This is a genomic window from Desulfoconvexum algidum, assembly GCF_055382125.1.
The window spans coordinates 3,503,312-3,529,655 of the sequence record NZ_AP042394.1 but is presented as its reverse complement, the minus strand read 5'-3'; the positions used below and the strand labels follow the sequence as shown (position 1 = coordinate 3,529,655).

23 protein-coding genes and 1 tRNA gene are annotated in these 26,344 nt (G+C 46.0%); 15 read left to right on the top strand and 9 right to left on the bottom strand.

What is annotated here, in order from left to right:
- Positions 1 to 100 precede the first annotated feature (100 nt).
- Both ACZ45G_RS16150 and ACZ45G_RS16145 read left to right on the top strand, forming a co-directional pair.
- Positions 101 to 1,384, top strand: a complete 1,284-nt coding sequence (locus tag ACZ45G_RS16150) for an IS4 family transposase (RefSeq protein ID WP_464171500.1) — start codon at positions 101 to 103, stop codon at positions 1,382 to 1,384.
- Between the two features lie 4 nt (positions 1,385 to 1,388).
- The gene (locus ACZ45G_RS16145) at positions 1,389 to 1,679 is read left to right on the top strand and encodes a HipA domain-containing protein (protein WP_464171498.1); all 291 of its coding nucleotides are present in this window, start codon (positions 1,389 to 1,391) and stop codon (positions 1,677 to 1,679) included.
- A 381-nt stretch (positions 1,680 to 2,060) separates the two neighbouring features.
- Here the strand turns inward: ACZ45G_RS16145 and ACZ45G_RS16140 are convergent.
- The 3 genes from ACZ45G_RS16140 to ACZ45G_RS16130 all read right to left on the bottom strand — a co-directional run bounded on the left by ACZ45G_RS16140 (position 2,061) and on the right by ACZ45G_RS16130 (position 3,465).
- Positions 2,061 to 2,136 (bottom strand) — tRNA-Phe (locus ACZ45G_RS16140).
- A gap of 73 nt (positions 2,137 to 2,209) precedes the next feature.
- Entirely contained in the window at positions 2,210 to 2,941 is a 732-nt protein-coding gene (locus tag ACZ45G_RS16135) for an RsmE family RNA methyltransferase (RefSeq protein WP_464171496.1), read from the bottom strand.
- A 53-nt stretch (positions 2,942 to 2,994) separates the two neighbouring features.
- On the bottom strand, positions 2,995 to 3,465 hold the full coding sequence (locus ACZ45G_RS16130) for a DegT/DnrJ/EryC1/StrS family aminotransferase (protein ID WP_464171494.1): 471 nt from the start codon (positions 3,463 to 3,465) through the stop codon (positions 2,995 to 2,997).
- 290 nt (positions 3,466 to 3,755) lie between these two features.
- Between ACZ45G_RS16130 and ACZ45G_RS16125 the strand changes: the two genes are divergently transcribed.
- From ACZ45G_RS16125 to nadC, 3 genes are all read left to right on the top strand, one after another.
- Positions 3,756 to 4,286, top strand: coding sequence for a hypothetical protein (locus tag ACZ45G_RS16125; protein ID WP_464171492.1), 531 nt, complete (start codon positions 3,756 to 3,758; stop codon positions 4,284 to 4,286).
- 87 nt (positions 4,287 to 4,373) lie between these two features.
- Positions 4,374 to 7,034, top strand: coding sequence for a valine--tRNA ligase (locus ACZ45G_RS16120; RefSeq protein WP_464171490.1), 2,661 nt, complete (start codon positions 4,374 to 4,376; stop codon positions 7,032 to 7,034).
- Between the two features lie 5 nt (positions 7,035 to 7,039).
- Complete coding sequence (nadC, locus tag ACZ45G_RS16115; protein WP_464171488.1) at positions 7,040 to 7,870, top strand: carboxylating nicotinate-nucleotide diphosphorylase; 831 nt, start codon at positions 7,040 to 7,042, stop codon at positions 7,868 to 7,870.
- Between the two features lie 7 nt (positions 7,871 to 7,877).
- Here the strand turns inward: nadC and ACZ45G_RS16110 are convergent, their stop codons facing one another.
- Entirely contained in the window at positions 7,878 to 8,774 is an 897-nt protein-coding gene (locus ACZ45G_RS16110; protein ID WP_464171485.1) for a GGDEF domain-containing protein, read from the bottom strand.
- Between the two features lie 132 nt (positions 8,775 to 8,906).
- On the opposite strand from ACZ45G_RS16110, the gene lepA reads away from it, so the two are divergent.
- Positions 8,907 to 10,709, top strand: coding sequence for a translation elongation factor 4 (gene lepA / locus ACZ45G_RS16105; protein WP_464171484.1), 1,803 nt, complete (start codon positions 8,907 to 8,909; stop codon positions 10,707 to 10,709).
- Between the two features lie 51 nt (positions 10,710 to 10,760).
- Here the strand turns inward: lepA and ACZ45G_RS16100 are convergent, their stop codons facing one another.
- From ACZ45G_RS16100 to ugpB, 4 genes are all read right to left on the bottom strand, one after another.
- Entirely contained in the window at positions 10,761 to 11,549 is a 789-nt protein-coding gene (locus ACZ45G_RS16100) for an HAD-IIB family hydrolase (RefSeq protein ID WP_464171482.1), read from the bottom strand.
- A 1-nt stretch (position 11,550) separates the two neighbouring features.
- Positions 11,551 to 12,471, bottom strand: coding sequence for an ABC transporter permease subunit (locus ACZ45G_RS16095; protein WP_464171480.1), 921 nt, complete (start codon positions 12,469 to 12,471; stop codon positions 11,551 to 11,553).
- Between the two features lie 5 nt (positions 12,472 to 12,476).
- Entirely contained in the window at positions 12,477 to 13,367 is an 891-nt protein-coding gene (locus ACZ45G_RS16090; protein WP_464171479.1) for an ABC transporter permease subunit, read from the bottom strand.
- Between the two features lie 100 nt (positions 13,368 to 13,467).
- On the bottom strand, positions 13,468 to 14,796 hold the full coding sequence (ugpB, locus tag ACZ45G_RS16085) for a sn-glycerol-3-phosphate ABC transporter substrate-binding protein UgpB (RefSeq protein ID WP_464171478.1): 1,329 nt from the start codon (positions 14,794 to 14,796) through the stop codon (positions 13,468 to 13,470).
- 242 nt (positions 14,797 to 15,038) lie between these two features.
- Here ugpB and ACZ45G_RS16080 point away from each other — a divergent pair, with 242 nt between their 5' ends.
- Positions 15,039 to 16,136, top strand: a complete 1,098-nt coding sequence (locus ACZ45G_RS16080; protein ID WP_464171476.1) for an ABC transporter ATP-binding protein — start codon at positions 15,039 to 15,041, stop codon at positions 16,134 to 16,136.
- Positions 16,137 to 16,174: 38 nt separating this feature from the next.
- On the opposite strand, the gene ACZ45G_RS16075 is transcribed toward ACZ45G_RS16080, so the two are convergent.
- Positions 16,175 to 17,392 (bottom strand): M20 family metallopeptidase, encoded by a 1,218-nt coding sequence (locus tag ACZ45G_RS16075; RefSeq protein ID WP_464171474.1) that lies wholly within the window; start codon positions 17,390 to 17,392, stop codon positions 16,175 to 16,177.
- A gap of 583 nt (positions 17,393 to 17,975) precedes the next feature.
- On the opposite strand from ACZ45G_RS16075, the gene ACZ45G_RS16070 reads away from it, so the two are divergent.
- The 8 genes from ACZ45G_RS16070 to ACZ45G_RS16035 all read left to right on the top strand — a co-directional run bounded on the left by ACZ45G_RS16070 (position 17,976) and on the right by ACZ45G_RS16035 (position 25,903).
- Positions 17,976 to 18,953 carry a TAXI family TRAP transporter solute-binding subunit gene (locus ACZ45G_RS16070; protein WP_464171472.1) on the top strand — a complete coding sequence of 326 codons (978 nt, stop codon included), beginning with the start codon at positions 17,976 to 17,978 and terminating at the stop codon, positions 18,951 to 18,953.
- A 128-nt stretch (positions 18,954 to 19,081) separates the two neighbouring features.
- On the top strand, positions 19,082 to 21,658 hold the full coding sequence (locus ACZ45G_RS16065; RefSeq protein WP_464171470.1) for a TRAP transporter permease: 2,577 nt from the start codon (positions 19,082 to 19,084) through the stop codon (positions 21,656 to 21,658).
- 23 nt (positions 21,659 to 21,681) lie between these two features.
- Complete coding sequence (locus tag ACZ45G_RS16060; RefSeq protein WP_464171468.1) at positions 21,682 to 22,122, top strand: universal stress protein; 441 nt, start codon at positions 21,682 to 21,684, stop codon at positions 22,120 to 22,122.
- Between the two features lie 154 nt (positions 22,123 to 22,276).
- On the top strand, positions 22,277 to 23,968 hold the full coding sequence (locus ACZ45G_RS16055; protein ID WP_464171466.1) for a bifunctional sulfate adenylyltransferase/adenylylsulfate kinase: 1,692 nt from the start codon (positions 22,277 to 22,279) through the stop codon (positions 23,966 to 23,968).
- Positions 23,969 to 24,052: 84 nt separating this feature from the next.
- Complete coding sequence (locus ACZ45G_RS16050) at positions 24,053 to 24,322, top strand: type II toxin-antitoxin system Phd/YefM family antitoxin (RefSeq protein ID WP_464171464.1); 270 nt, start codon at positions 24,053 to 24,055, stop codon at positions 24,320 to 24,322.
- The gene (locus ACZ45G_RS16045; RefSeq protein ID WP_464171462.1) at positions 24,319 to 24,603 is read left to right on the top strand and encodes a type II toxin-antitoxin system RelE family toxin; all 285 of its coding nucleotides are present in this window, start codon (positions 24,319 to 24,321) and stop codon (positions 24,601 to 24,603) included. Before ACZ45G_RS16050 ends, ACZ45G_RS16045 begins: the two co-directional genes overlap by 4 nt.
- A gap of 20 nt (positions 24,604 to 24,623) precedes the next feature.
- Positions 24,624 to 25,688 carry a dTDP-glucose 4,6-dehydratase gene (gene rfbB / locus ACZ45G_RS16040; protein ID WP_464171460.1) on the top strand — a complete coding sequence of 355 codons (1,065 nt, stop codon included), beginning with the start codon at positions 24,624 to 24,626 and terminating at the stop codon, positions 25,686 to 25,688.
- A gap of 32 nt (positions 25,689 to 25,720) precedes the next feature.
- The gene (locus ACZ45G_RS16035) at positions 25,721 to 25,903 is read left to right on the top strand and encodes a transposase (protein WP_464171458.1); all 183 of its coding nucleotides are present in this window, start codon (positions 25,721 to 25,723) and stop codon (positions 25,901 to 25,903) included.
- Positions 25,904 to 26,344: the final 441 nt, after the last annotated feature.

Below are 26,344 nucleotides of genomic sequence, written 5' to 3'. Positions count from 1 at the left end.
GGAGAATCTAACATCATAAAATAAGGAGAAAAAATGTCAAAAAAATTAAAAGAAAAAACAATGTTTGGCATGGGACATGCATTTCAAGACATGTGCCGAGTTGATCGAATTTCTTAAAAAAATTCTCTATTCTCAAGATTTTGTTAATCGACACAAAAGATCTCCAAAAGACTTTATACGCAAACGACTGCTCACCTTTCAAATACTTTTTCTTTATTTCATAAACTTGCCGAAAGGATCATATCAAGATGAGTTAGACCATTTTTTTAAGGCCTTGTTTAAATTAGATGTCGCTGTTGCAGTGGTCTCCAAAATGGCATTATGTCTTGCACGTAAGAAGCTTGAATATTCTGCTTTTGTTGAATTGAACCAGCACCTATCCGAATTTTTCTACAAACATTTCAAAAGTGTCAAAACATGGCACGGATTCAATCTTTTCGGGATAGATGGTTCGACTCTCAAATTATTTAAATATAACGATATAAGAGATCATTTTGGTGTGATGCAACCAAATAAGGGCTCCGAGGTTCCTATGGCACGCGTATCACAAATGTTTGATGTTCTAAATAGAATATCTGTTGATGCTATTATCAGCCCCTACCATGTCGGTGAAAGAGAATTATTACACCAACACATGCTTAATTTGATGCCAAACGATTTGTTACTCTTGGATCGGGGATATCCTGCATATTGGATTTTTAATCTGATAATATCGCGTGGTGGAAATTTTTGTGCCAGGATTTCCAAACAATGGAAAATAGTACAAAGCTTTATCGAATCGGGATCAAACGAAACTATTGTAAATCTACATGCTTCGAATCAATCAAAAAAAGAATGCCTGGAGATGGGGCTTGATATATTGCCTTTACGCTTACGTCTCATCCGTGTTGAGCTTGAAACCGGCCAAATTGAAGTTCTTATCACATCACTAACCGATGAAAAAAAATTTCCGCAAGAAATATTCAAAGATTTATACCATCTACGCTGGCCGGTAGAAGTTGATTATTTGTTTATGAAGGAGCGCATTCAAGTCGGAAACTTCTCAGGGGAATCTTCACTATCGGTTTATCAAGATTTCCATTCGAAGGTCTTCACTAAAAATCTTATTTGGGTTCTTGCTTCACCAGCCCAAGAAACTCTTAAACAAACAAGGGAAGAGGACAAGCAGGAACAACAATTAAATATGACTCAAGCCATTTCAAAGTCCAAAGATACGCTATTTTTACTTTTCAAAAGACCTGCTGAAAAAATAGCGCAGTTAATTCAACAAATTTATGCGGTTTTCATATATGCGACTGAACCCATCCGGCCAGGACGGAAATTCGAACGAAACCACAAGGTGAACAAGCGCGAACATTACATGAATTATAAACCTTGCCGTTAAGTTTATGACATTGAATAGGAAATATCAGGAAAAAGGAGGCCCTGGTTTTGCTCAATGCCGAGAATTAGTTGATAAATATTTATCGGATCAAGGTTTTGATATTCGAAAAAACTTTGTCTTGATCATGGCATTCAATTATCTAATCGGTAACCATGCTGCTCATGGGAAAAATTTTTTAATTATCCATGCGCAGGAGATTGAAATGGTACCTTTTTATGATCTTGTTTCTACACAAGTATACCCCCTAACCTGCAAGCCAAATTTGCCATGGCAATCGACAAACATTCAGGTATGACCGAATCAAAGAGCACTCTTTTATTTTGTTTGCCAAAGATTTGAAAATACGGCCAAGAAAACTGGGGAAATTAATGGGTGGAATGGTTGAATCGGTCTCAACCGCATATAAGCCAATCCTTTCAACCCACGAAAAGGGATATGGGCCCTTAACAATTTATCAGGATCTATGTAGGGCTATACAAGCCAACCTTGAACAATTGGATGTTTTGATAGATAGTGCTTGGGGGAAATGGGCAGGAGTCAATACTGGAAGTGGTTGAGCTGAGTTTAAGGAGTTGAAAATTTAAAAGAGAATCTTTGTTTTGTACAAGGTTTGTACAAAACTTGGGTCCAACAAAAAAGGGCTTTCAGTGAATATCACTGAAAGCCCTTTTTAATTTGGTGCCCAGGAACAGAATTGAACTGCTGACACGGGGATTTTCAGTCCCCTGCTCTACCGACTGAGCTACCTGGGCTCAAACAACACGGGCTTTATATGTTTTTTAAAAAATTATGTCAAGGGGAAAATGGGTTTCTCTGTTAAAATTTTTATATATCTCCCAAAAGGTGCTGAATTAAAGTGGTGGCACAAATAGCAGCGGTTTCAGCCCTCAGGATTCTGGGCCCCAGGGAATAGGCTTTAAACCCTTTTCTCCGGGCAAGGCTTATTTCCGTGTCTGTGAATCCGCCTTCCGGTCCAATGAGAATGATAACCCGGCTGTCTGAGGGGGCAGGGGGGAGTTGGGTGAGGGGATGGTTTGATTTTTCCCAGAAGGCAATTTTTTGCTGGAAGCTGTCCGATAGTTCAAGAACATCCTGGAACTTTTTAGGTTCAGAAATGGAGACAAGACAGCTCCGTCTGCATTGTTTAATGGATTCTTTGGCAATGGTATGCCAGCGGTCTGACCTTTTCAGGAGCCGGTTTGAATCAGGCGTTGGAATGGAACGTTCACAGAAAAAGGGGATCCATTCCACAATGCCAAGCTGGGTTAAGTGTTTGATCACCAGATCCATTTTTTTATCCTTGAGCATGCCGCAGCAGACTGTCAGGCGGAGACTGGACTCGGTTGTGGAGGGGTGTTCTTCTGTCAGGCACACTTCGACCTTTCCTGGGCCTATGGTTAGAACATGGGCGTCATAGTCCGTCCCTTTTCCATTGGTCAGGTGGATAGGGTCCTTGGGCTTGAGTCTGAGAACCTTGTAAATATGCTTGGCGTCTTGGCCAGTAATAACCGCTGTTTGGTTGTCAATGCACTCTGGTGGGAGTATGAACTTTTGCATTATTTATAGCCTTTATGGTATGTCAGCCGTTTAAGGGTAAAGATCCTGGAGGGTTATAAATTTTCCAATACCGCTTCAATGACCCTTTGGACCTGGGCATCGTTCATGGCGGGGTATAGGGGCAGGCGCGTGAGCTGGGACAGTGCCAGTGCACATTGGAAATCAGTGTGGCGATAGTTGTAGCCCAGGGTTTCCATCTCATAGTACCAGGGCTCATCACTGGCATGGGCCGCATCTTCAATGATGGCAAAACCATATTTTTTGGAAAGGGGTTTGAACCGGGGAAGATCTGCGGCAAGACCTGAAAAGTCAACGGGAATTACCACCCGGGGCACTGCCTTTTCCCGGCAATAGATTTCAAGTTTGTCCGGTGACATGCAAAGGCTTGCCGTATCAATATCAATAAAATCGGTTTTCCCGCCGCAAAATTCGATACAATTGGCAGATGAAAGGAGTTTACAAACCGTGTCAATATCATCCTGGGTCACCCATTGTTTGGCATAGGGTATGGTTTGTTGGGTCATGATTGTTTCCTTGGCGTAAGTATTTTTTGATAAAATACGGGATTCCACAGGAAAATACAATGGATATCCCACGTGTCTGTGTCCTTTGGTTTAAAGGATATAGAAGGTATGCACCCTGCGTGACCATGGCCCAAATTATGGTCGGGCAACAAATATATGTTCACAGTGTTCCTCGTAAACCATTTTTTCCTTAGGTTTTAATTTGTTGACACTTTCTTTACTCTTTGATAGTTTTTTACCGCCATGGATAATGGGTATGATATGCTTATCAGGATAACAGCGGGGGATTTATGGTAGATAGCACAGGACAAGATGATGGGATTATCGAACTGACACAGGTGGTTGAAGAAGATTTTTCCGATGCGCCAGGCCAGGAGGTGATTGAACTCACTGATATTGATACCCAAGTTGAGGGGACCAGAGAAGATTATCTGGACCTGGATTTTGATACCGATCCGGCCAAAACAGACAACAATGGTCTGTTCGACGACGGGGACCTGGATTTTGATCTTGATCTGGATGAAACCATTGCAAAGGTTTCAAAACAGGACAATGAGATATCAGAACCGATTCTGCCAATTGTGCCTGTCTCTGATGAATCCGTTTCCGGGCCACTTGTCTCAGGGGCACCTGTGACTGATATTGAACCCACCGTCACCCAGGAGCAGGTGGATGCTGCCCTTGAGCGGGTGATTGAAAAGAAATTTGCAAAGATAATTGAAAAGAGTCTTCTTGAAGTTATGGAAAAAGTTCTTGAACGAGAGATTGTGGACATTCGAAAACGGCTGCAAAACGATCTTGACGAGATATCTATTTCCTGAGTTTACATAGGATATAAATTAAATAAGGTCTTGGGGATTCATAACAGAGTCCCCTTTTTCATTAATATGGGTTTGAGGAGTTAAAATATGGGTTCGGATTCTCTGAATAAAGGATATGAGCCAAAGGGCATCGAAGAAAAATGGTATACATACTGGCTTGATAACGGATTTTTCAAGGCAGAAGATACGAGCGATAAGCCAGCATTTTCAATCGTTATACCGCCGCCCAATGTTACGGGTGTCCTGCACATGGGCCATGCGTTAAACAATGTGATCCAGGATATCATGTGCCGCTACCGGCGGCTTTTGGGATACAATGTTCTTTGGATGCCGGGAACAGATCATGCCGGTATTGCCACCCAGAATGTGGTTGAAAGGGATTTGGCTGCCCGTGGCAAGACCCGGGATCAGCTGGGCCGGGAAGAATTTATTGAAGAGGTCTGGCGCTGGCGTGAAAAATCAGGCGGCGCTATTATCAATCAGCTTAAACGCCTTGGGGCTTCCTGTGATTGGGACCGGGAACGGTTTACCATGGATGCAGGCCTTTCCGATGCCGTCCGCAAGGTGTTTGTCCGGCTTTATAAGGAAGGGTTGATTTACCAAGGCCAGTATATCATCAATTGGTGCCCCCGGTGTCGCACGGCTCTTGCCGATCTTGAAGTGGAATACGAGGACAAGGACTCGTATATGTATTATATCCGCTATCCCTTCAAGGATCAAAAAAAGGGACTCACCGTTGCTACCACCCGGCCTGAAACCATGTTTGGCGACACGGCGGTTGCCGTAAATCCTAATGACCCGAGGTTTGCAGATCTCACAGAGACCCATGTGATGCTGCCCCTGACCAACCGGATGATTCCCATTATCCGGGATGAGTATGTGGACACCCAGGTGGGCACCGGCGCTCTTAAGGTTACTCCGGCCCATGATCCCAACGACTTTAACCTGGGGGAAAAGCACGGGCTTGAAAAACTAAAGGTCATTGATGATGGCGGGTGCATGTTGCCCCCGGCCGGTAAATTTGAAGGATTGGACCGGTTTGAATGCCGGAAGCAGGCCGTGGAAGCCCTGGCTGAACTGGGACTGCTGGAGAAAAAAGAACCCATAAAACACAGTGTGGGCAATTGCTATCGGTGCCATACCGATGTGGAGCCCTCTATCTCAAAGCAATGGTTTGTAAAGGTGGCACCGCTTGCTGAAAAAGCGTCTGAAGCTGTCCGCAGCGGTCGGACCCGAATCATTCCCGAGACCTGGAACAAAACCTATTTTGACTGGATGGACAACATTCGGGACTGGTGTATTTCCCGCCAGATCTGGTGGGGGCATCGAATTCCGGTGTGGAAGTGTCCTGATTGCAAGGCCGTCATTGTCGAAGAAATCGATCCCACTGCCTGCCCCACCTGCGGTTCAAAGGAAATTGTTCAGGAAACAGATGTGTTGGATACCTGGTTTTCCAGTGCACTCTGGCCTTTTTCCACCATGGGATGGCCCCAAAATACAGAACTGTTAAAAACATTTTATCCCACCAATGTGTTGGTGACAGGCTTTGATATCCTCTTTTTCTGGGTGGCAAGGATGATGATGATGGGCATCCATTTCATGGATGACGAGATCCCCTTTGAAGATGTCTATATCCATGCCCTGGTCAGGGATGAACATGGAAAGAAAATGAGCAAGTCCAAGGGCAATGTCATTGATCCTTTGAAGGTGATTGATGAATACGGAGCAGATGCCTTTAGATTCACCCTGGCCGCTTTTGCTGCCCAGGGGCGGGACGTGAAGATGTCCGCAGACAGGGTGGAAGGATACCGCAACTTTGTGAACAAGCTTTGGAATGCCTCCCGGTTTGCCCTCATGCATATTACCGAGAAAAATATTGTCATTGATCCTGACAAACTGTCGCTGCCTGAACGCTGGATACTTTCCCGGTCTGCCGCCACTGCCCTTGCCGTAAAGCAGGGCATTGAAAATTATAAATTTAATGAAGCGGCATCTGCTGCTTACCAATTTGTATGGCATGAATTCTGCGACAGGTTTATTGAAACGGCAAAGCCCGCGCTTTATGAAAAAGAGGGTGTTCAACGAAGGGATACGGTCAGAGCCGTATTGTCAAAGGTTTTGGAAGACATCCTGGTGATGCTGCATCCGTTTATGCCCTTTGTGACCGAGGAGATTTACAGCATTTTGCCGGCCACTACCGGGTCCATCATGAAGGCCTCTTTCCCCTATGACCAGGCTATCTATGACGCCACACGCAATGAGACCGTTGAACAACAGATGAGCTTTGTATTCGGGCTTATTTCCGATATCCGAAATATCAGAAGTGAAATGAACATCCAGCCCTCCATGAAGATCAAGGTGCTTGCCAACACGGAAGATGAACAGGAAAAGATTGTCATTGCGGAAAATAAATCCGTGATTGTCAACCTGGCCACTCTGGAAAGCTTTTATTTCAGTGATTCTGCCAGTATTCCCTCTTCTTGTGCCACCTGCGTGACCGGCAATACCACCTGCTTTGTTTCTTTGGAAGGGGTGATTGATTTTGAAAAGGAAATTAAGCGCCTGGAAAAAGAGCTGGAAAAAAATACCAAGGAACTGCTGGGGGTCCAAAAACGATTGAACAACGAGAGCTTTCTTGATAAAGCACCCGATGAGGTCATTGCCAAGGTAAAGACCGTGCACGCAGGCCTTGAGGAAAAAAATGAAAAAATTGCGGCCAACCTTGAACGAATTAAAAAAATGAAGTGATCATCATGGACATGACAGAACAGATTATCCAATTGGCCCTGTTTGAAGATTCAGGGCTCGGGGATATTACCACCGAGAGTATTTTACCTAGCCCCCGCAATGGGAAAGGGGTGATTATTGCCAAAGAATCCCTGGTCCTTGCGGGAATTGGGGTTGCCGTAAAGGTCTTTGCCCTGCTCAATCCTTCCATTGTCTGTACCAGCGCTTTCAAGGACGGGGAGGTGGTTCAAAAAGGCGAGGTTATTTTTGAGGCTGATGGGGATCTTCTGTGTCTGCTCAAGGGGGAGCGGGTGGCCCTGAACTTTTTGCAGCGGCTTTCCGGCATTGCCACCCTGACCCGAACCTTTGTTGAAACGCTTTCAAACCCAAAGGTCAGGCTCACGGATACGAGAAAGACCACCCCGGGGTTTCGCATTCTTGAAAAGGAAGCGGTGAGAGCCGGGGGGGGATTCAACCATCGTTACTCCCTCTACGACGGTATCTTGATCAAGGACAATCACATTGCCGTGGCCGGCGGGATTGAAAATGCGGTACGGGCAGTAAGGGCCAGAGCCTCCCATTTGATGAAAATAGAGGTGGAGGTTTCCAACATGGAAGAGGTGAGGAAAGCCATTGCCGCCGATGCCGAGGTGATCATGCTGGATAATATGGACCTTGATGCCATGAAAGCTGCTGTGGTCTATATAGGGGGCAGGGCAATTGTGGAAGCCTCGGGAAATGTGAGCCTGTCTACACTCAATGCCATTGCCGCCACGGGAGTGGATGTTATTTCCTGTGGCGCCTTAACCCACCAGGCCCGGTCCGTTGACCTGAGCATGCGGATCAATCCGGTATAGATCCGATTCAGGAATAGGTTAGTTTATTTCGTCCGGTTTGCTTGGATTTGTACATGGCCTTGTCCGTGCGTTTTATAAACGCTGTGAAATCTTCCCCGTCCACAAGTTCGCTGGCCCCGATGCTCACCGTCACTGACTGGGTTTCCCCCGGTTCCGGCCGAAAGATTTCAGTTGCAATTTTATCTTTTATCCTGGCCCCGACCACGCAGGCCATTTTAAGATCGGTTTCCGGCAGGAGAATGGCAAATTCTTCTCCGCCGTAGCGATAGGCCGTATCCATGGACCGCATACAGGCGTTAATAATACTGCCGATACGCATCAAGACCTTGTCCCCTTCCAGGTGGCCCCAGGTATCGTTGTAGTGTTTGAAAAAATCAATGTCCAGGATCATCATGGAGAGTGCTCGAGAATACCGGTCATAGCGTTTTATTTCCTGTTTGATCTGATGGAAAAACTGCCGGGAATTATAGAGTCCTGTCAGGCCATCGGTGATGGCAAGTTGTTCCATTTCCTTGAGCAGGAGGGATCGTTCTTTTCTAAATTCAGCCTCCCGCAGCACCCGCTTGATTCTTAAGTCCAGTTCTTCAAACCGGAAGGGTTTAAAAATAAAATCGCTGGCACCTGCCTGTACCGCTTCTTCATAGGAATAGTCGGCGCTGTAACCGGTCATCACCATGACATCAACATCAAATTTTGCCTTGATCTTTTTGGTCAGTTCAAGTCCATCCATACCCTGCATCATGATATCGGTGAGCACCATATCGGCATGAAATGTTTCCAGGAGGGTCAATGCGCTCTTGGCATTGTGTGCGCTTTTAACCTCATAGGAGAGTATTTTAAGGTATTCTTCTACCGATTCTTTGATGGCAATATCATCATCCACTATCAGAATAGCGTAGGTCATGGCTTTTTTCTCCTGGAAATGATTAGACACAAGCGAGCTTATCTTGACACTTTTGGCCTCACTTGATAAAAGTATAAGAATAAAATTTAGCGAGATAGATGTAATTTGTCAACTCTTAAGTGCGGAGCCCAATTGAAGTTAGATAAAAAAAATATTAGAAATTTTAGTATTATTGCCCACATTGACCATGGTAAGTCCACCCTGTCCGACCGGATGATCCAGTTGTCCGGAATTATTTCCGACAGGGATATGAAAGAGCAGATTTTAGATTCCATGGATATTGAGCGGGAACGGGGGATCACCATCAAGTCCCAGACCGTCTCCCTTCCCTATACCTCCCCCGACGGTACCCAGTATTTGCTGAACCTCATTGATACCCCGGGCCATGTGGATTTTTCCTATGAGGTTTCGCGTGCCCTTGCTGCCTGTGAGGGCGCCTTGATTATCGTGGATGCCACCCAGGGAGTTGAGGCCCAGACCCTTGCCAACTTATATCTTGCCATGGAGCATGACCTTAAGATTATTCCCATTATTAATAAGATTGATCTGCCATCAGCTCAGATCGAGTGGGCCAGGGATCAGATAGAAGAAGACCTGGGATTGGATCCCGATGAAGCCCTCCCGGTATCGGCCAAGACCGGTATTGGTGTGGACAAAATTTTCCAGGCGGTTGTGGAGGGAATTCCCGCCCCTGTTTCAGAAGGTACCGGCAACTTTAAGGCCCTGATCTTTGATTCCCACTACGATGCCTTCAGGGGTACTGTTGTTCATTTCAGGATCTTTGACGGCACCATCAAAAAGGGTGACAAAATCCGGTTCATGTCCAACAACTCCGAGTACAAGGTGGAAGAGGTGGGAATATCTCAGATCAAAAGAATTCCCCAGGATCACCTCATGGCAGGGCAGGTGGGATATTTTATTGCCGGTATTAAAAATATCAGCGATGTAAAGATCGGTGACACCGTGACCATGCCCAACCTTCCCTGTGACAAGGCCATGGGCGGATTCAGAGAGCCCACCCCCGTGGTATTCTCTTCCATGTATCCTGTAGCCGCAGACGATTATGAAGAACTCACCGCAGCCCTGGAAAAACTTAAACTCAATGATGCCTCCCTGATTTATCAAAAAGACAGTTCCGCGGCCTTGGGGTTTGGCTATCGCTGCGGCTTTCTGGGACTGCTGCATTTGGAGGTCGTTCAGGAACGGCTGGAACGTGAATATGACGTTTCCCTGATCTTAACCTCGCCTTCGGTTCAGTATGAGATCACTTATACCAGCGGAGAGGTCAAAATAATTGACAACCCAACGGCCTATCCGGATCCCGCTGAGATTACCAGAACCCGTGAACCCTTTATCAATGCCTCCATCATTGTCCCGGACAAATACATGGGCAACGTGATGCAGGTGTGCCATGAGTTCCGAGGGGTCAGTAAAAATTACCAATACCTGACCTCCAACCGTCTGGAAATGAAATTTGAACTCCCCCTGGCCGAAGTGGTGTACGAATTTTATGACCGGCTCAAGAGTGTCACCCAGGGGTACGGGTCCTTTGACTATGAGATTGCTGGATACCAGGACACTGATCTTGTCAAGCTTGATTTCCTCATCAATAGTGAACGGGTGGATGCACTCTCCCAACTCATTCACAGAGACAAGGCGGAAGCAAGGGGCAGGACTGCCTGCAAAAAACTAAGGGAGGAAATCCCGCGGCAGCAGTTTAAAATTCCTATTCAGGCGGCCATTGGCGGCAAAATTGTTGCCAGGGAAACCATTTCCGCCTTTAGAAAGGATGTGACGGCCAAGTGCTACGGCGGGGATATCTCCAGAAAACGAAAGCTTTTGGAAAAACAGAAAAAAGGGAAAAAACGCATGAAAATGGTGGGATCGGTTGAGATTCCCCAGTCGGCTTTTTTGTCTGTCTTAAAAACCGATTAGGCGTGGGAACCGAACTCTGATGGGAGGAAAGGCTGATGGGAGGAAAGGAGCTTAGGGAACAAGGCAGTTTGCAAGTTCCGAAAATCCAAGTCCTCCCTTTGACGTTGTGATCCAGGCAGGTTTGAAAACAAGCTTGTCACAGCAATCTTGCACATTGGCAACCCCTACGGCATTGGGGAAATATTCAAACATGGGTTCGTCATTGAGAGAGTCTCCCACAAAAACAACCTTTTCCTTGATGGTATCCAGATCTGTTTTAAATATTTCTTTGAACAAAAGTTTTGTCATGGTCAGTTTATCATAGGCCCCGAACCAGCCGTTTACATGGATTGAGCTGATCTTGGCCGTTGCATTGTGTCGTTCAAAAATATCCACAATGGCCTTAATATCATTCTGGTGAAGAGACGGGACATCTTCGGCAAAATCAATAGCAAGGTCTGCTTCCCTATAAGCCTGGTCCGCCGAGATAACACAACCGGGAACGGCGGTGAGAATTTTTTGTCCCAGGGCGGTCAGTTTTATTTGATCCGCTTGCCTTTCCAGATCTGTTTTAAAATACCTGCGGATCATTCGTTTATTTACGGCGTCATAGACAAAATAAAATGCCCCGTTTTCACCCACAACTCCGTGAATCGGCCACATTCTGGCAATATGATCGCACCATCCGCCGGGCCGGCCCGTAACGGGAATAACGCAGATCCCGGCATTTTTAAGGGTTTCCATGGCCTGGAAAGCCACTGCCGGTATTCGGCCTTCAAGGGTAATGGTATCATCTATGTCCGTGAGTACATAGGCTATGGCAGACCGTTTTTCTTTGGGGAATTCTTCCAGGGGTTTCATTCTATTTTTCTTTTTCTATCAGGCCTTTTACAAACCATCTTTGCATGAACAGGACCACCAGAACAGGGGGCAGCATGACAAGGAGGGCAGCTCCCAGGGCAATATTCCATTCGGGAAGATCGTCAGCCTGGGGGATGAGATTTTGAAGACCAATAACAGCCGTTGTCATTTTGGGATTAGTCGTCACCAACAGGGGCCAGAGGTATTGGTTATACCCATATACAAATTCAATGACCACAAGGGCGGCAATATTGGTTTTTGACAAGGGCAAAAGAATTTTCCTGAAAAACATCATGGGGGAGGCCCCGTCTAATTTTGCTGCCTCACACAGTTCTTCGGGAATAGTCAGGAAAAATTGACGGAATAAAAAAGTGCAGGTTGCCGATGCAACCAGGGGAAGGACAAGGCCTGTATAACTGTCGAGCAGGCTCCAGTTTAAACTGACCACGATGTCATGGCCGCTGACCCAGGATGCAAGGCCGTTCAAGTGCAGAAGATCCCACAGAGCCTGGAGGGGGGCAAGCACATTTGCCGCCATCTCGTAGGTGGGAAGTATTCTGACCTCCACCGGGAGCATCAATGTGCAGAAAACCGATGCAAAGGCAAACACCCTGAATTTATAATCAAAATAAACAATGGAAAAGGCCCCGATCATGGACACGGCAATTTTGCCCAGGGTGATACCCGATGCCATGATAAAGGAATTTAAGATCTGGGTTCCCAGATGTCCCCTTGTCCAGGCTTCGTGCATATTGACAAAAAACTGGTCTCCCGGGATCATAGGCATGGGGACCCTGGATACCTCTTCCAGGGGCAGGGTCGCTGCGATCAGGCTATAAAGAATGGGGAATCCTACAATGAATATTCCCAGTATTAAAAATGTATAAGTAAAAAAATCAAGTAAGGGGGTTTTTTCAACCATAAGTCTTATCCACCATATTGTACCTTTTTTTCAACAAACCTGAATTGAAGAAAGGTGATAACAATGATCAGGGTCATGAGCACAACGGACTGGGCTGCTGAAGATCCTAGATTTAAGCCCACAAATCCATCCTGGTAAACCTTGTAGACCAGAATATTAGTGGAACCGCCGGGTCCTCCCTGGGTCACGGTGTGAATAATACCAAATGTTTCAAAAAAAGAATAAATAATATTCATCACCGTTAAAAAAAAGAAGGTCGGAGACAACAAAGGGAATGTAATGAACCAGAATCGTTTCAAGGGGCTGGCGCCGTCAATGGCGGCAGCTTCTATCAAGGACTTGGGAACAGCCTGGAGTCCTGCCATGAAAAATACAAAATTATAACTGATCTGCTTCCAGGCACTGGCCATGACGATCATTACCATGGCATCATTTCCGTAAAGAACCGGATTCCAGTCAATCCCCATCCAGTTTTTAATGCCTAAAGCAACAACCCCATAGGAAGGATGGAGCAAAAAAAGCCACATGATACCCGAGATGGCCGGTGCAACCGCATAGGGCCAAATAAGCAGGGTTCTTATCAATGCCGTTGCTTTCAGTGCCCTGTTGGCCATGGTGGCAATGAAAAGTCCCAGGGATAGGGAGACAGCGGCAACAGCAATGCTGAAGGTACAGGTGATGAAAATTGATTTCAGATAGAGGGGGTCTGTAAACAATTCACGATAATTATAAAACCATACAAAGGTGGATTTTCTTCCAAAGGGATCACTGAGAAGAAAAGACTGGATAATACCTTGGATGGCCGGCCAATAGAAAAAAGTCAGGGTCACGACCATCTGGGGTAAAATCAGCAGATAGGGCAAATATTTTGATTTAAAGAAAGACCGTTTTATCATGGGCTCAGTGTTTGTTTATCCGGATGTTATGTAGGGCATGACTAAAAAAGGAGCCGGGTAAAAAGATCAGACAAATTACCCGACTCCCTGCACATCTTATTTATTCATAGGTTTTTTCAAAGGTTCTCAACTGGATGTTGCTTCTGGCGGCAGCACTATCCATTGCTTCCTGGGGAGATTTTTTTCCATTCCAGACCTGCTCGAGTTCCTCATTGATAATGTTTCTGATCTGAACAAAGTAACCCAGGCGCAGTCCCCTTGATATTTTGGTAGGGATGGCACGGTTGAGCTGATGGATGCCCACTTCCTGGAGGGGGTTTTTATCATAATAGCCCTTGGATTTCAAACTTTCATAGGCGTCAATGGTGATGGGGAAATATCCGGTTTCCTTGTGCCAGTATTCTTGCATCTTATTACTGGATAGGAATTTTAAGAAAGTGGCAACTCCCTTATATTCAGCATCTGAATGTCCATTGAGGACCCATATGGAGGCACCGCCAATGATAGAGTTCTGTAATTTTTTGGTGTTTGCCTCAACCGGAAGCGGAGCCGCATCCCATTTAAAATCCTTGACCGCTTTTTTGAGTTTGGCAATTCCGCTGATGGAATCAATGTAAACCGCTACATTCTGGGCGATAAATTCGGATTTTGGACCCTGGTATTTTTGTCCGCCATACATGAAGCGATTGTCATCAGCCCAGGATTTAAGCCGGGTGATATGATTTACCACCATGGGGTTATTAATTTCAAGCTCGCAGTCAAGGCCTTCATATCCATTGGCTTTACTGGCAAAGGGAATGTTATGAATGGCGCTGTAATTTTCAATTTGGGTCCAGGACTGCCAGGCTGTAACCATACCGGCCGAAGCTATGTTGGCACTGACAATTTTCTTTGTGATTTCACCCAGTTCATCCCAGGTGATGGGTTCTGTTTTTGACAGAGGGGCAATGCCGGCTTTTTTAAACATATCCACGTTGTAATACATAATCGGTGTGGAAGAATTAAAGGGCATGGACATGAGATTCCCGTCGGCATTCATATAATAGGAAAGGACCGCCTGGAGATACCGGGACCAGTCCACGTCAAATCCTGAGTCCTTCATCAGTTTGTAAACAGGATAAACGGCTCCGGACATCATCATGGTCTGGGTCCCCACTTCAAAAACCTGGAGCATATGGGGTTGTTTTTTTGCCCTGAACGCTGCAACTCCCGCATTCATTGTTTCATCATAGTTGCCTTTGTTGGTGCCGACAACTTTGTATTCTGACTGGGAGGCATTAAACTCCTGGATCATTGTTTCAACGATTTCACCCCGGGCGCTTCTCATGGCATGCCACCAGTTAATCGTAATGGGTTTAGCAAATACCGATGCGGGCAATGCAAGACATAGGGCAATGATTAAAAATACAAAGGATTTCGTGAGTTTCATTTAATATTTCTCCTTATAAAATTGTTAGGGCTTTTTCTATCGAACAGTCCAAATTAAAAGTGTCAATATATCAGTCATACCATGTTAACTCAGATTTATTCGGATATCGGCCAAGAGTCAAGGTTAAACTGAACTTTTATCCTCTTTTTTAAGTTGATTTTGAAAAGGGTTTGCATAATAGTAATAATTGTTGTTTTATGGGCATAAAATTATTAAAAAACAATAGGAATCAGGATATTGACATGGCTGAGCTTAAATTAAAAAATATTATCAAAAAGTATGGCAAAACACAGGTGATCCACGGCATTAATCTGGATGTAAAGGACAAGGAGTTCATTGTTCTTGTGGGCCCCTCAGGATGTGGTAAATCTACCGTTCTTCGGATGATTGCGGGACTTGAAACAATATCCGAGGGCACGATTTCAATCGATAATACCATCGTCAATGATATTGCACCAAAGGATCGGGGCCTTGCCATGGTGTTTCAGAACTATGCCCTGTACCCCCATATGAATGTATTTGGTAATATGTCTTTTGGGTTAAAGCTGAACAAAACACCCAAGCAAGAAATTCGGCAGCGGGTCGAAGAGGTCGCCACTATTCTCGGGCTTGAAGATTTCCTGCTCAGAAAACCCCATGAACTTTCCGGGGGACAGCGCCAGCGGGTTGCCATGGGACGAGCCATGGTCAGGAAACCCTCAATTTTTCTCTTTGATGAACCCTTGTCAAACCTGGATGCCAAGCTTCGTATTCAGATGAGAGCCGAAATTAAATTGCTGCACCAACGGGTTGATTCCACCATGATTTATGTGACCCATGACCAGGTAGAAGCCATGACCCTGGCGGATCGGATTGTGGTTCTCAAGGATGGATACATCGAACAGGTGGGAACCCCCCTTGAACTTTTTTCGCATCCTGCAAATACCTTTGTTGCAGGATTCATCGGCACGCCTCCCATGAACCTTGTTGACGGTAAAATTTTTAAACAAGAGAACCTTACCTTTGTTTTGTTTGAAACAGGTCTCAAGATTCCCGTTCCGGATAAAGAGGGCACAAGTTTGACCCATGATCAGGCGGTTGTGTTTGGCCTTCGCGCCGAAGAGATCACGCCGGCGGATACCCAACCCAATCTTCCTGAAGAATGGAAATTTCCCGGGATCGTCATGGTGGTTGAACCCCTGGGCAATGAAACCCATCTTCATGTGGATATCAATGGAATAAGACTCATGTCCAGGAGTGAAGGAAGACAGATGTTAAGGTCGAACGAGGATATAACCCTGGGCCTTAACCTCAACGAAATGCATTTGTTTGATGCCAAAACCACCCGGGTTATTTACTAATTTCGTTTCGGTCGCGTCTATCCTCCCTATTGTTCCGGCTATTCAATGCAGGCAAGTATATTGCCAAAGAGGATGGCCCTTTCAGCAAGACTTGATTTCTGGATGTACTCATCTTCACTGTGGTCCTTTGCACCGATGGGCCCCAATCCGTCAATCACGGGGATTCCTGCCAGGGCAATAATATTGGCATCGGAGACCCCTTGTCTCAGCTCAGGTTTCACCGTAATTTTCAGTTCATCGGCCATCATTTTTATTCGGTTGAAAAACTCTGTGTTGGCGGGGTTCTGGGGCATGGCCGGACGGCCGCTGGTAACGGTCATCTGGGAACGGGTTCCGGGAATGGTTTGGCAGGCAACAATTTTTTCAAGTTTTGCTTTTAAAATTTCATCTTCTCCAGCGGATAAAAATCTGAAATCAATGGCGGCCTTTGCGTGCTGGGCAATGGTGTTGGGACCCAGGCCCCCTTCAACGGTTCCAACGTTGGCACTTATCCCTCGTTCCGGGTCATTGAGCTTTTCAATGGCAATGGTTTTATGGGCCAGCTCCAGAATGGCGCTGGCTTTGTCTTTGCCGGCAAAGGCAGCATGGCCTGCTTCGCCTTCCACCCCAAGGCGGATGGACATATTTCCCTTGCGGCCGGTAACAATTTCGCCTGCAAGGCCGCCGGCTTCAAGCACATAGGCGAAGCGGCTTTTGTCAGCTTCCCTTTTGATGAGGGCCCGGGAAGAAGGGGAACCAATTTCCTCGTCGGAATTAAAAATAAAAGTGATGGGGTTTTTGTGCATCAGATTCGCGTGGCACAAGGCTTTGAGGGCAAAGATACCCACCACAAGACCACCTTTCATATCGGCAACCCCCGGCCCAAAACAGCTGTTTTTATCTTCCATATAAAAATTAAAGGCGGTATCCACTGGGAATACCGTGTCCATGTGCCCTGTGATCAGGATTTGCCGTTTTTCTTGATTTGTTTTTTGGTCATTGCCTGTACCTTGGGGGCCATTTTTTTTGAGGCCAGATTTGTTTGGGCCCGATTTATTTGGGTCGGGACTTCTGGCAATGAGGTGGTTGCCGTATTTTGTCTCTTTTTGAAATTCACAGGAAAATCCCATGGCTTCCATTTCAGTCGCAATTCGTTCTCCGACCTGGTCTATGCCCTTTTTGTTCAAAGATCCGCTCTGGATACAGACCAGTTCTTTGAGCAGGTCAAACATCTGGGGGTGATTATCGTTTATATAGGCTTTGATAACGGGGTTCATAGAGGTCCTTGGAAAAATGTAGGGATGACATTCTTCAAATTCTGACAGGTTTTTGGTTAAACAAATGAACCTGAGTCTAAACAAAGGTTTGGTAATTTTTAACGCCGCCCATGGGCGAATTTAACAATGGCTTGTTATTTACCATAAGAACTTTGAGCAAATAAGGCAAAAAAAAAATTATTTTAAGGGAAAAACAACCGGGGAAATTCTATAAAATAAATAGGTTTACAAAAAAAGGCGAAAAGGGTAGGTTTTGTGTTGATTCTAACCCAAAAATATGCTCAGATGGAATTGATGAAATCCTCAAAATTGAGCAAATGATCAAATTGACGCAACCACCATACCCATTCAACAGGGGGTGGGTATTTGTCAGGTTGCAGGGTATGGGCATTGGGACCATACGGCCATGAAATTGGTGTCGAAATAAAGAATGTTCTAAATTTGATGGAAAGATATATGTAATTTTAATTCGTATGTTTTTTTAATATATGGGAAAAAAGGGAGGGCCAGGCGTAAGAGCGCTTTTTAATATTTTATATGGCGGTCGACACTTTTTAATATTTAATTTTTTGGAGGTTTTAGGATGAGAAAGTTATTGGTTATTGCTATTGCAGCAGTTTTTGGAATGGGTCTTTTTTTGGCAACAGCACCTGTGCAGGCATCTGATCAGATCTTTGCCACCATCGGCACCGGCGGTGTGACCGGTGTATATTATCCCACGGGCGGCGCCATCGCACGGCTTGTGAACAAAGGCCGAAAAGAACATGGTATCCGCTGCTCCGTAGAAAGTACCGGTGGATCTGTTTATAACCTCAATGCCATTGCAGCCGGCGAACTGGACATGGGGGTTGCCCAGTCAGACTGGCAATACCATGCCTATCACGGCACCAGCAAGTTTTCAGAAAAAGGACCCAACAAAGACTTAAGATCCATTTTTTCAGTTCATCCCGAGCCCTTTACCGTAGTCGCAAGAGCGGATTCCGGCATTAAAAATTTCATGGACCTTAAAGGCAAACGGGTCAACATCGGTAACCCCGGTTCTGGACAACGCGGTACTATGGAAATCGTCATGAAGGGCATGGGCTGGACCAAGGATGATTTCAAACTGGCCTCCGAGCTCAAATCTGCGGAACAGTCAACAGCCCTTTGCGACAATAAAATAGATGCCATTGTATTCACGGTAGGTCATCCGTCAGGATCCATCAAAGAAGCCACAACTTCCTGTGACTCTGTCATGGTTACGGTGGACGGTCCTGTGATTGATAAACTGGTGAGTGACAATGACTATTACAGAATGGCAACTATCCCCGGCGGCATGTATCGCGGAACAGATACCGATACCAAAACTTTTGGTGTGGGCGCTACCTTTGTTACCTCTGCCAAGGTTTCCAATGATATCATTTACCAGGTGACAAAAGCGGTTTTTGAAAATTTTGACCAGTTCAAAAAACTGCATCCTGCCTTTGCAAACCTGAAAAAAGAAGAAATGATCAAAGATGGTCTGTCAGCTCCCCTCCATGACGGTGCCGTTAAATATTACAAAGAAGCCGGACTGATGTAAGACCTGTCCGATGTAAGCGCTTAAAAGTGTGCGGCTATTCTGGCCGCACACTTTTATCGGTTTTTATGGTGAAATACTTGCATTGTCCGTACTAAAGTTACCCTTTCCCCCATGGAGGAATCGTCACAATGACCCAAGCAAATACAGCACCCGCATCTCCGGATGACCTGCAGGAGATGATTGCCGAGGCGGATACAGGCGCACGAAATCCCGTCGGCACGATTCCTAAACGAGTCCTTTTCTTTGTTCCCCTGGCCTGGACCTTGTTCCAGCTATGGTATGCATCTCCCCTGCCTTTTATATTCAATATCTTTGTTCTCAATGCTACGGAAGCCAGGGCCATCCATCTGGCGTTTGCCATGTTTTTATCCTATACGGCCTACCCCTCGTTCAAATCTTCTCCCAGGGACTATATCCCACTTCAGGACTGGTTTTTAGCTTTTGTGGCCGCCTTTTGTGCATCCTATTTGTATATATTCTATGCGCAGCTGTCTGACCGTCCCGGAGATCCCACCACCCTGGATCTGGTGGTGGCTGTGATCGGACTTGTGCTCCTGCTGGAATCCACCAGAAGGGCCCTTGGGCCTCCGCTCATGGTGGTGGCCTGTGTGTTTATCATTTATACCTTTGGCGGGCCCCATATGCCCGATGTCATTGCCCACAAAGGAGCAAGCCTTGCCAAGGGCATGTACCATTATTGGCTGTCCACTGAAGGGGTTTACGGGGTGGCCCTGGGGGTTTCCACGGGCATGGTTTTCATGTTTGTCCTGTTTGGATCCCTCCTGGAATCCGCCGGGGCTGGCAACTATTTTATTCGGACGGCCTATGCAGGCTTGGGCCATATGAAGGGAGGGCCTGCCAAGGCAGCCGTCGTTTCCTCCGGTCTGACAGGTCTTGTGTCAGGATCTTCCATCGCCAATGTGGTGACCACGGGAACCTTTACCATCCCATTGATGAAAAAGGTCGGGTTTTCGGCTGAAAAAGCGGGCGCCGTTGAGGTTGCCGCGTCCACCAATGGTCAATTGACCCCGCCGGTCATGGGGGCGGCCGCCTTTCTCATGGTGGAATATGTGGGTATCTCCTATGTGGAGGTAATCAAACATGCTTTTTTGCCGGCCATTATCTCCTATATCGCCCTGGTTTATATCGTTCACCTTGAAGCCTGTAAAATGGGGCTTGAGGGCATGCCGCGCCGGGTGAACAAAACCCTGGCCCAGAAACTGCTCTCCTTTGTCATGACCATTCTGACCATTATCATCATCGGCGGGGCAACCTATTACGGCCTTGGCTGGATAAAAACCGTTGCAGGATCCGCCACCATCTATGCGGTATCAGGGCTTTTGGCAGTCTCCTATTTTGTTTTGCTCTGGGTTGCCTGTAAGGTCCCGGAACTGCCGGTCACCCATGACATCAATGAGTTGCCGGATCTTGGATCCACGGCCCAGGCAGGATTTTATTTTTTACTCCCCATTGTGGTGCTCATGTGGTGTTTGACCGTTGAACGGCTTTCCCCCTCCTTGTCCGCCTATTGGGCCACCATGCTGCTCATTGTCATTGTGCTGACCCAGCGGCCCTTGAAAGGGTTTATCCGCAAGGTTGGCGGAGAAGAATTTTCTTTCAAACGCGGCTTTGATGAGTTTGTGACCGGCCTTGTTTCCGGCGGCCGAAACATGATCGGCATCGGGGTTGCCACGGCTGCCGCAGGTATTGTGGTGGGAACCGTTACCCTCACGGGCATTGGTCTTGTCATGACCGAATTTGTGGAGTTTATTTCGGGCGGTAACCTGATGCTCATCCTGTTTTTCACTGCCATAATAAGTCTGATCCTCGGCATGGGCCTTCCCACCACGGCCAATTATATTGTGGTGTCCACCCTGATGGCACCGGTAATTGTGGATCTGGGGGCCCAGAACGGGCTCATCGTTCCTCTGATTGCGGTTCATTTGTTTGTGTTCTATTTCGGGATTCTGGCGGACGATACGCCGCCTGTGGGGTTGGCAGCATTTGCCGCTGCCGGCATCTCCGGTGGGGACCCCATCCGGACCGGGATCCAGGGGTTTACCTATGATATCAGAACTGCCATCCTGCCCTTTATGTTTATTTTTAACACAGAGCTTCTGATGATCGGTATCGGCACCTGGTACCACTTGGTGATTGTCGTTGTTACAGCTGTCATTGCGATGCTGGCATTTGCTGCTGCCACCCAGGGTTATTTCCTGGTGAAGAGCCGGTTCTATGAAACCATTGCCCTGCTGCTGGTGACCTTTATCCTGTTCCGACCCGGATATTTCTGGGATAAGTTTTATGCACCCTTTGTGGAAAAACCCGGGGTTGAACTGGTGCAGATGGTTGAAACCATGGAGCCGGGCTCCTTGCTTCGTCTGAGAATCAAGGGGGAAAATATGAGGGGGAAAGAATACACCAAATCCATGATGTTGACGGTTGGTAATGGTCAAACCGGGGTTGAACGGCTGGATGAAATCGGGTTTGAGGTTCGAACCGAAGAGGGAAAGGTTTGGGTGGACAATGTGGTGTTTGGCAGCAAGGCTGAAAAGATGGGGGTGGATTTTGACCAGGAGGTTTTATTGGTGAAAATACCCGCAGACAGACCTCCCAAGCAGCTAATGTTTATTCCCGGTCTGGGGCTCCTGGCCCTGATTTATTGGCTCCAAAAACGGCGCAGGAATCGACTTGCAATAGTTTAAATCAACCCCATAGGAGAGAGCTCATGTTTAATAAAATACTGGTTCCCATAGACATCGATTATCCGAGGACCTCCAAGGCTGTCTATGACAATGCAGCGGAACTTGCCTCGCTGAGCGGTGCCGAGATCAAGATTGTCAGTGTGATGCCGGGTTTTACCATGCCCATCGTCGCATCCTATGTCACCGAAGAGATAAAAACCGAAGCCAGGAATCATTTTAAAGCGTCCCTGGAAAAATTTATTGAAGAAAACTGCCAGGGGGCCACAAAGGTTACCCACAAGGTGATGGTGGGAAAACATTATGAAGAGATTTTGAAGATGGCCGAGAAATGGGGCGCAGACCTGATTGTGGTTTACCACAACCATCGGCGCAGGATTAATGAGGCATTTTCACAAAATTGTGCCCAGAAGATCGTTAAAAATGCAGAGTGTTCGGTATTGAGATTGCGCAATGTTTTAAACTGATTTAAACCCTTCTTTTTAAAGCCTGCTATTGACAGACACAAAGGCTTTGGCTAACATCCCGCGGTGTATGGTCAAAGCCTTTGTGCTTTTCGGTATACTGTCATTTGTAACCGAAGGGGCGGAGCTATCTTTATGGAATGTATATGGGGGAAAAATGAAATCCGATCAATTGGTTAATCTTCTTGTTTCTGAAGAACAGCAACCTGTTCTTAAAAAACTTTCGTCTTCCATGTTGGATGTGATTTTAAATGATCGGCAGATTTGTGATTTTGAACTGCTGGCCACCGGTGTATTTTCGCCATTAAAAGGGTTCATGAAACAGATTGATTACGAATCTGTCCTGGACCGCATGCGCCTTGAATCCGGAGAACTCTGGCCGGTTCCCATTTGTCTTGATATCCCGGAAAACCTTGCTGCCACTCTTGAAACTGGCCAATCGGTCACCCTGAGAGATCAGGAAGGCTTCCTTCTGGGCATCATGACCATCGAGGATATCTGGCCCCTTGATATAGAAAAAGAAGCACAAGGCCTTTATAATACCCTGGACAAAACCCATCCCGGTGTTGACTACCTGTACAATAAATCCGGTAAATATTATATCGGTGGTGAAATCCAGGCCCTGAGCCTTCCCATCCACTCTGATTTTAAGCAGATCCGGAAAACCCCGGCTGAAGTGCAAGAGACCTTTTCAAAGCTTGGCTGGAAGAAGATTGTGGGGTTCCAGACCCGTCAGCCCATTCACCGGCCCCAGTTTGAAATGACCATCCAGGCCATGCAAAAAGCTCATGCAAATCTTTTGATTCTCCCAATCGCAGGGGTCACAAAACCGGGAGATTTTGATCATTTTACCCGCATGCGCTGTTACCAGAAAGTTGCGGCCCATTACCCTCCGGACTCCTATGTGCTCAACCTGCTGCCCCTGGCCATGCGAATGGCAGGTCCCAGGGAAGCCATTCTCCATATGATCATTGGGAAAAATTTTGGCTGCACCCATTTTGTAATAGGCCATGACCATGCCTCCCCCGGCAATAATATTGATAACAAACCCTTCTATAAATATGATGAGGCAACTCAACTTGCCTGCAATGCCACAAAGGAACTGGGGGTTGAGACCATCACCTTTGAAGAGATGGTCTATCTTCCCTTTGAAGATGAATATAAGATTGCAAGCCAGGTCCCCAAAAAAATAGACACCATTTCTTTTACCGGAACCGACATCCAGAAAAGAATCCGGGCGGGCAAAAAAGTTCCGGATTGGGCCACCTTTCCAGAAGTGATCCATGAACTTCAAAAATCCTATCCTCCACCGTTAAACCAGGGGCTGACCATATTTTGCACCGGGCTTTCAGGTGCGGGTAAATCCACCATCGCCAAGGTTCTTTACTCAAGGTTTCTTGAAATCGGAACAAGGCCTGTTACCCTCCTTGACGGAGACATCGTCCGAAGAAATCTGTCTTCAGAACTCAATTTTTCCAAGGAACACAGGGATATCAATGTAAAAAGAATCGGATTTGTGGCCTCGGAAATTACCAAAAACCGCGGCATCGCCATCTGCGCCCCCATCGCCCCCTATGAAAAAACAAGGCATCAGATCAGGGAATCCATCGAAGCCCATGGCGGATTTTTTGAAGTCCACGTGTCCACCCCCATCGCAGAATGTGAAAAAAGAGACCGAAAAGGGATGTACGCCAAGGCAAGGGCAGGGCTGTTAAAAGGCTTTACCGGCATTGACGACCCCTATGAAGACCCTTCCAATCCGGAATTGAGAATCAACACAACCGACTTGACCCCGGACGAAGCCGCACAGGAAGTTTTGCTCTACATCAGCCAGAAAGGGTTCATCTGATCTTTTTGGGTGGATAAGTAATTTGACATAGAGAATAATAAGGATTATTATTGGTATAATTATAACCATAATAAGGATAATATTATGCGGATAAAAAACTATTTGTCTTCTACCCAGCTTTCAAAAAAAACGGCAGCCACACTTAATTCCATTGAAAATGGGGAGATTGATAAATTGATCATCCTGAAGAATAATTCTCCCAAAGCAATCCTTATGTCATTTGAATCCTATGAAGCAATGGAAGAAGAGATAGAAGATCTTCGGCTGACATCCCTTGCGCTGTCCAGAATTCAAAATTTCAATCCTGAAGAAACCATCTCTCATAAAGAGATGATGGCTAAATATGTAAAATGAGCTGGGAAATCATTTATCATAAAGATGTGGATGATGACCTGAAAAGCGTGGGACCCTCTGCCGCAAAAAGGATCGTGCAGACAATTGATGAAAAGCTCACCCGGGCGCCCGAACAATTTGGAGCCCCGTTATCAAATAATCTTAGAAATTTTCGAAAACTAAGAATCGGAGATTTTAGAGTTGTTTATCAGGTGTTTCATAAACGAGTAATTATTTTTGTTTTAGCCGTAGGCCCAAGAAGAGACAAAGAAATATATCAATCCGCTTCAAAACGGATTTAATGCCAACAAAGATTTAAATTATGAAAAATATCTTAGTAACAGGCGGAGCAGGATTCATAGGCACTAATTTTGTCTATTACTGGCTCAATAAATACCCCCAGGATCGCATTGTCGTTTTAGACGCATTGACCTATGCCGGTAACAGGGGAAATTTATCAGCGGCTGAAAAAAATCCCAAGTTTAAATTTGTCCACGGCAATATCCTGGACCAGCCCCTTGTGGAATCTCTGCTGACAGACCACAAAATTGATACCCTGGTCCATTTTGCCGCCGAGTCCCACGTGGATAGATCTATCCATGGTCCTGACGAATTTATCAACACCAATATTGTGGGCACCCACACCCTGCTCAAAGCGGCCAAAAAGATCTGGCTGGATGAAAATCCCAGGCCCCATCGTTTTCACCACATTTCAACAGATGAAGTATATGGATCTTTAAAATCCGATGATCCCCCTTTTACCGAAAATACCCCCTATGCCCCCAATTCGCCCTATGCTGCCAGCAAGGCCGCATCGGATCATCTGGTTCGGGCCTATCACGAAACCTACGGTTTGCAAACAACCATCAGCAACTGCTCCAATAACTACGGGCCATACCAGTTCCCTGAAAAACTGATCCCGTTGGTGATAATAAATATCCTCAACAAAAAACCTTTACCGGTATACGGTGATGGAAAACAGATCCGGGACTGGCTCCATGTGGATGATCACAACCTGGGGGTTGATCTGATCCTTAATAAAGGAAAAATTGGCGCCACCTATAACATAGGTGGAAACAACGAATGGACCAATATCGATATTGTCAAAACCATCTGTAATTTAATCCATGAAAGGTATCCAAACGGCACATCAGCCCATGGCAATCATCCCCAAACCCTTATCACCCATGTGAAGGACAGATTAGGCCATGACCGCCGCTATGCCATTAATGCTGAAATGATTTCTTCTGCGCTGGGTTACTCACCCACAGAGTCTTTTGAAACCGGTATCAGAAAAACTATTGAATGGTTTTTGGACAATGAAGACTGGTGGAGGCGAATCATGGATGGGTCATACAGAAGCTGGATAGCTGTCAACTACGATTAGCATTCAGTGGCAAGGACATAATTTCCCAAAGCATGCAGCTGTTATCCGGCAGAACGGGGCAGGCGTACAACACCCGAAAAAATCGAAAGGGTGCTTTCTGGGAAGATCGTTTTTATACCACGGCCATTGAAAACGGGGTTCACCTGTTGAGATGCGTGGCATATATTGAGTTGAATATGTTACGGGCCAGCGCGGTGACGCACCCGAAGGACTGAGAATTTTGTGGATATAGTGAAACTTTAAACCCACCCAGGCGGTACTGATTGCTTGATCGGGAAGCATTGCTTCATTGTTCTGGAATTTCAGATCCAGATGAGTTTAGGTCGTATTATGAGGATTTGGTGGCGTAAACGTTTTAGCATGGCAGTTTAAAGCGGGAAAGCATATGGACAAATAATCTGGTTGTAGGAAGTCGCGAGTATATCGAATAGAACCTGGATAAATTTGGAAAGTGATATAAGCATAAAAATGCTTGCAATGCTGTTTTGACCCCGAAAAAGTAGGTTTTAAGAGGTGAAAATACAATTTTTTGGAGCAATTTTGTCCAACAACAAAGACTTAGCGGGGTCAGACCCTTTAATCTGTAATGTCAGACCCTGTAATGCTGTAATATTAATGCTGTAATTTGTAATAATTTTTTTTGGAAATGGAAAACC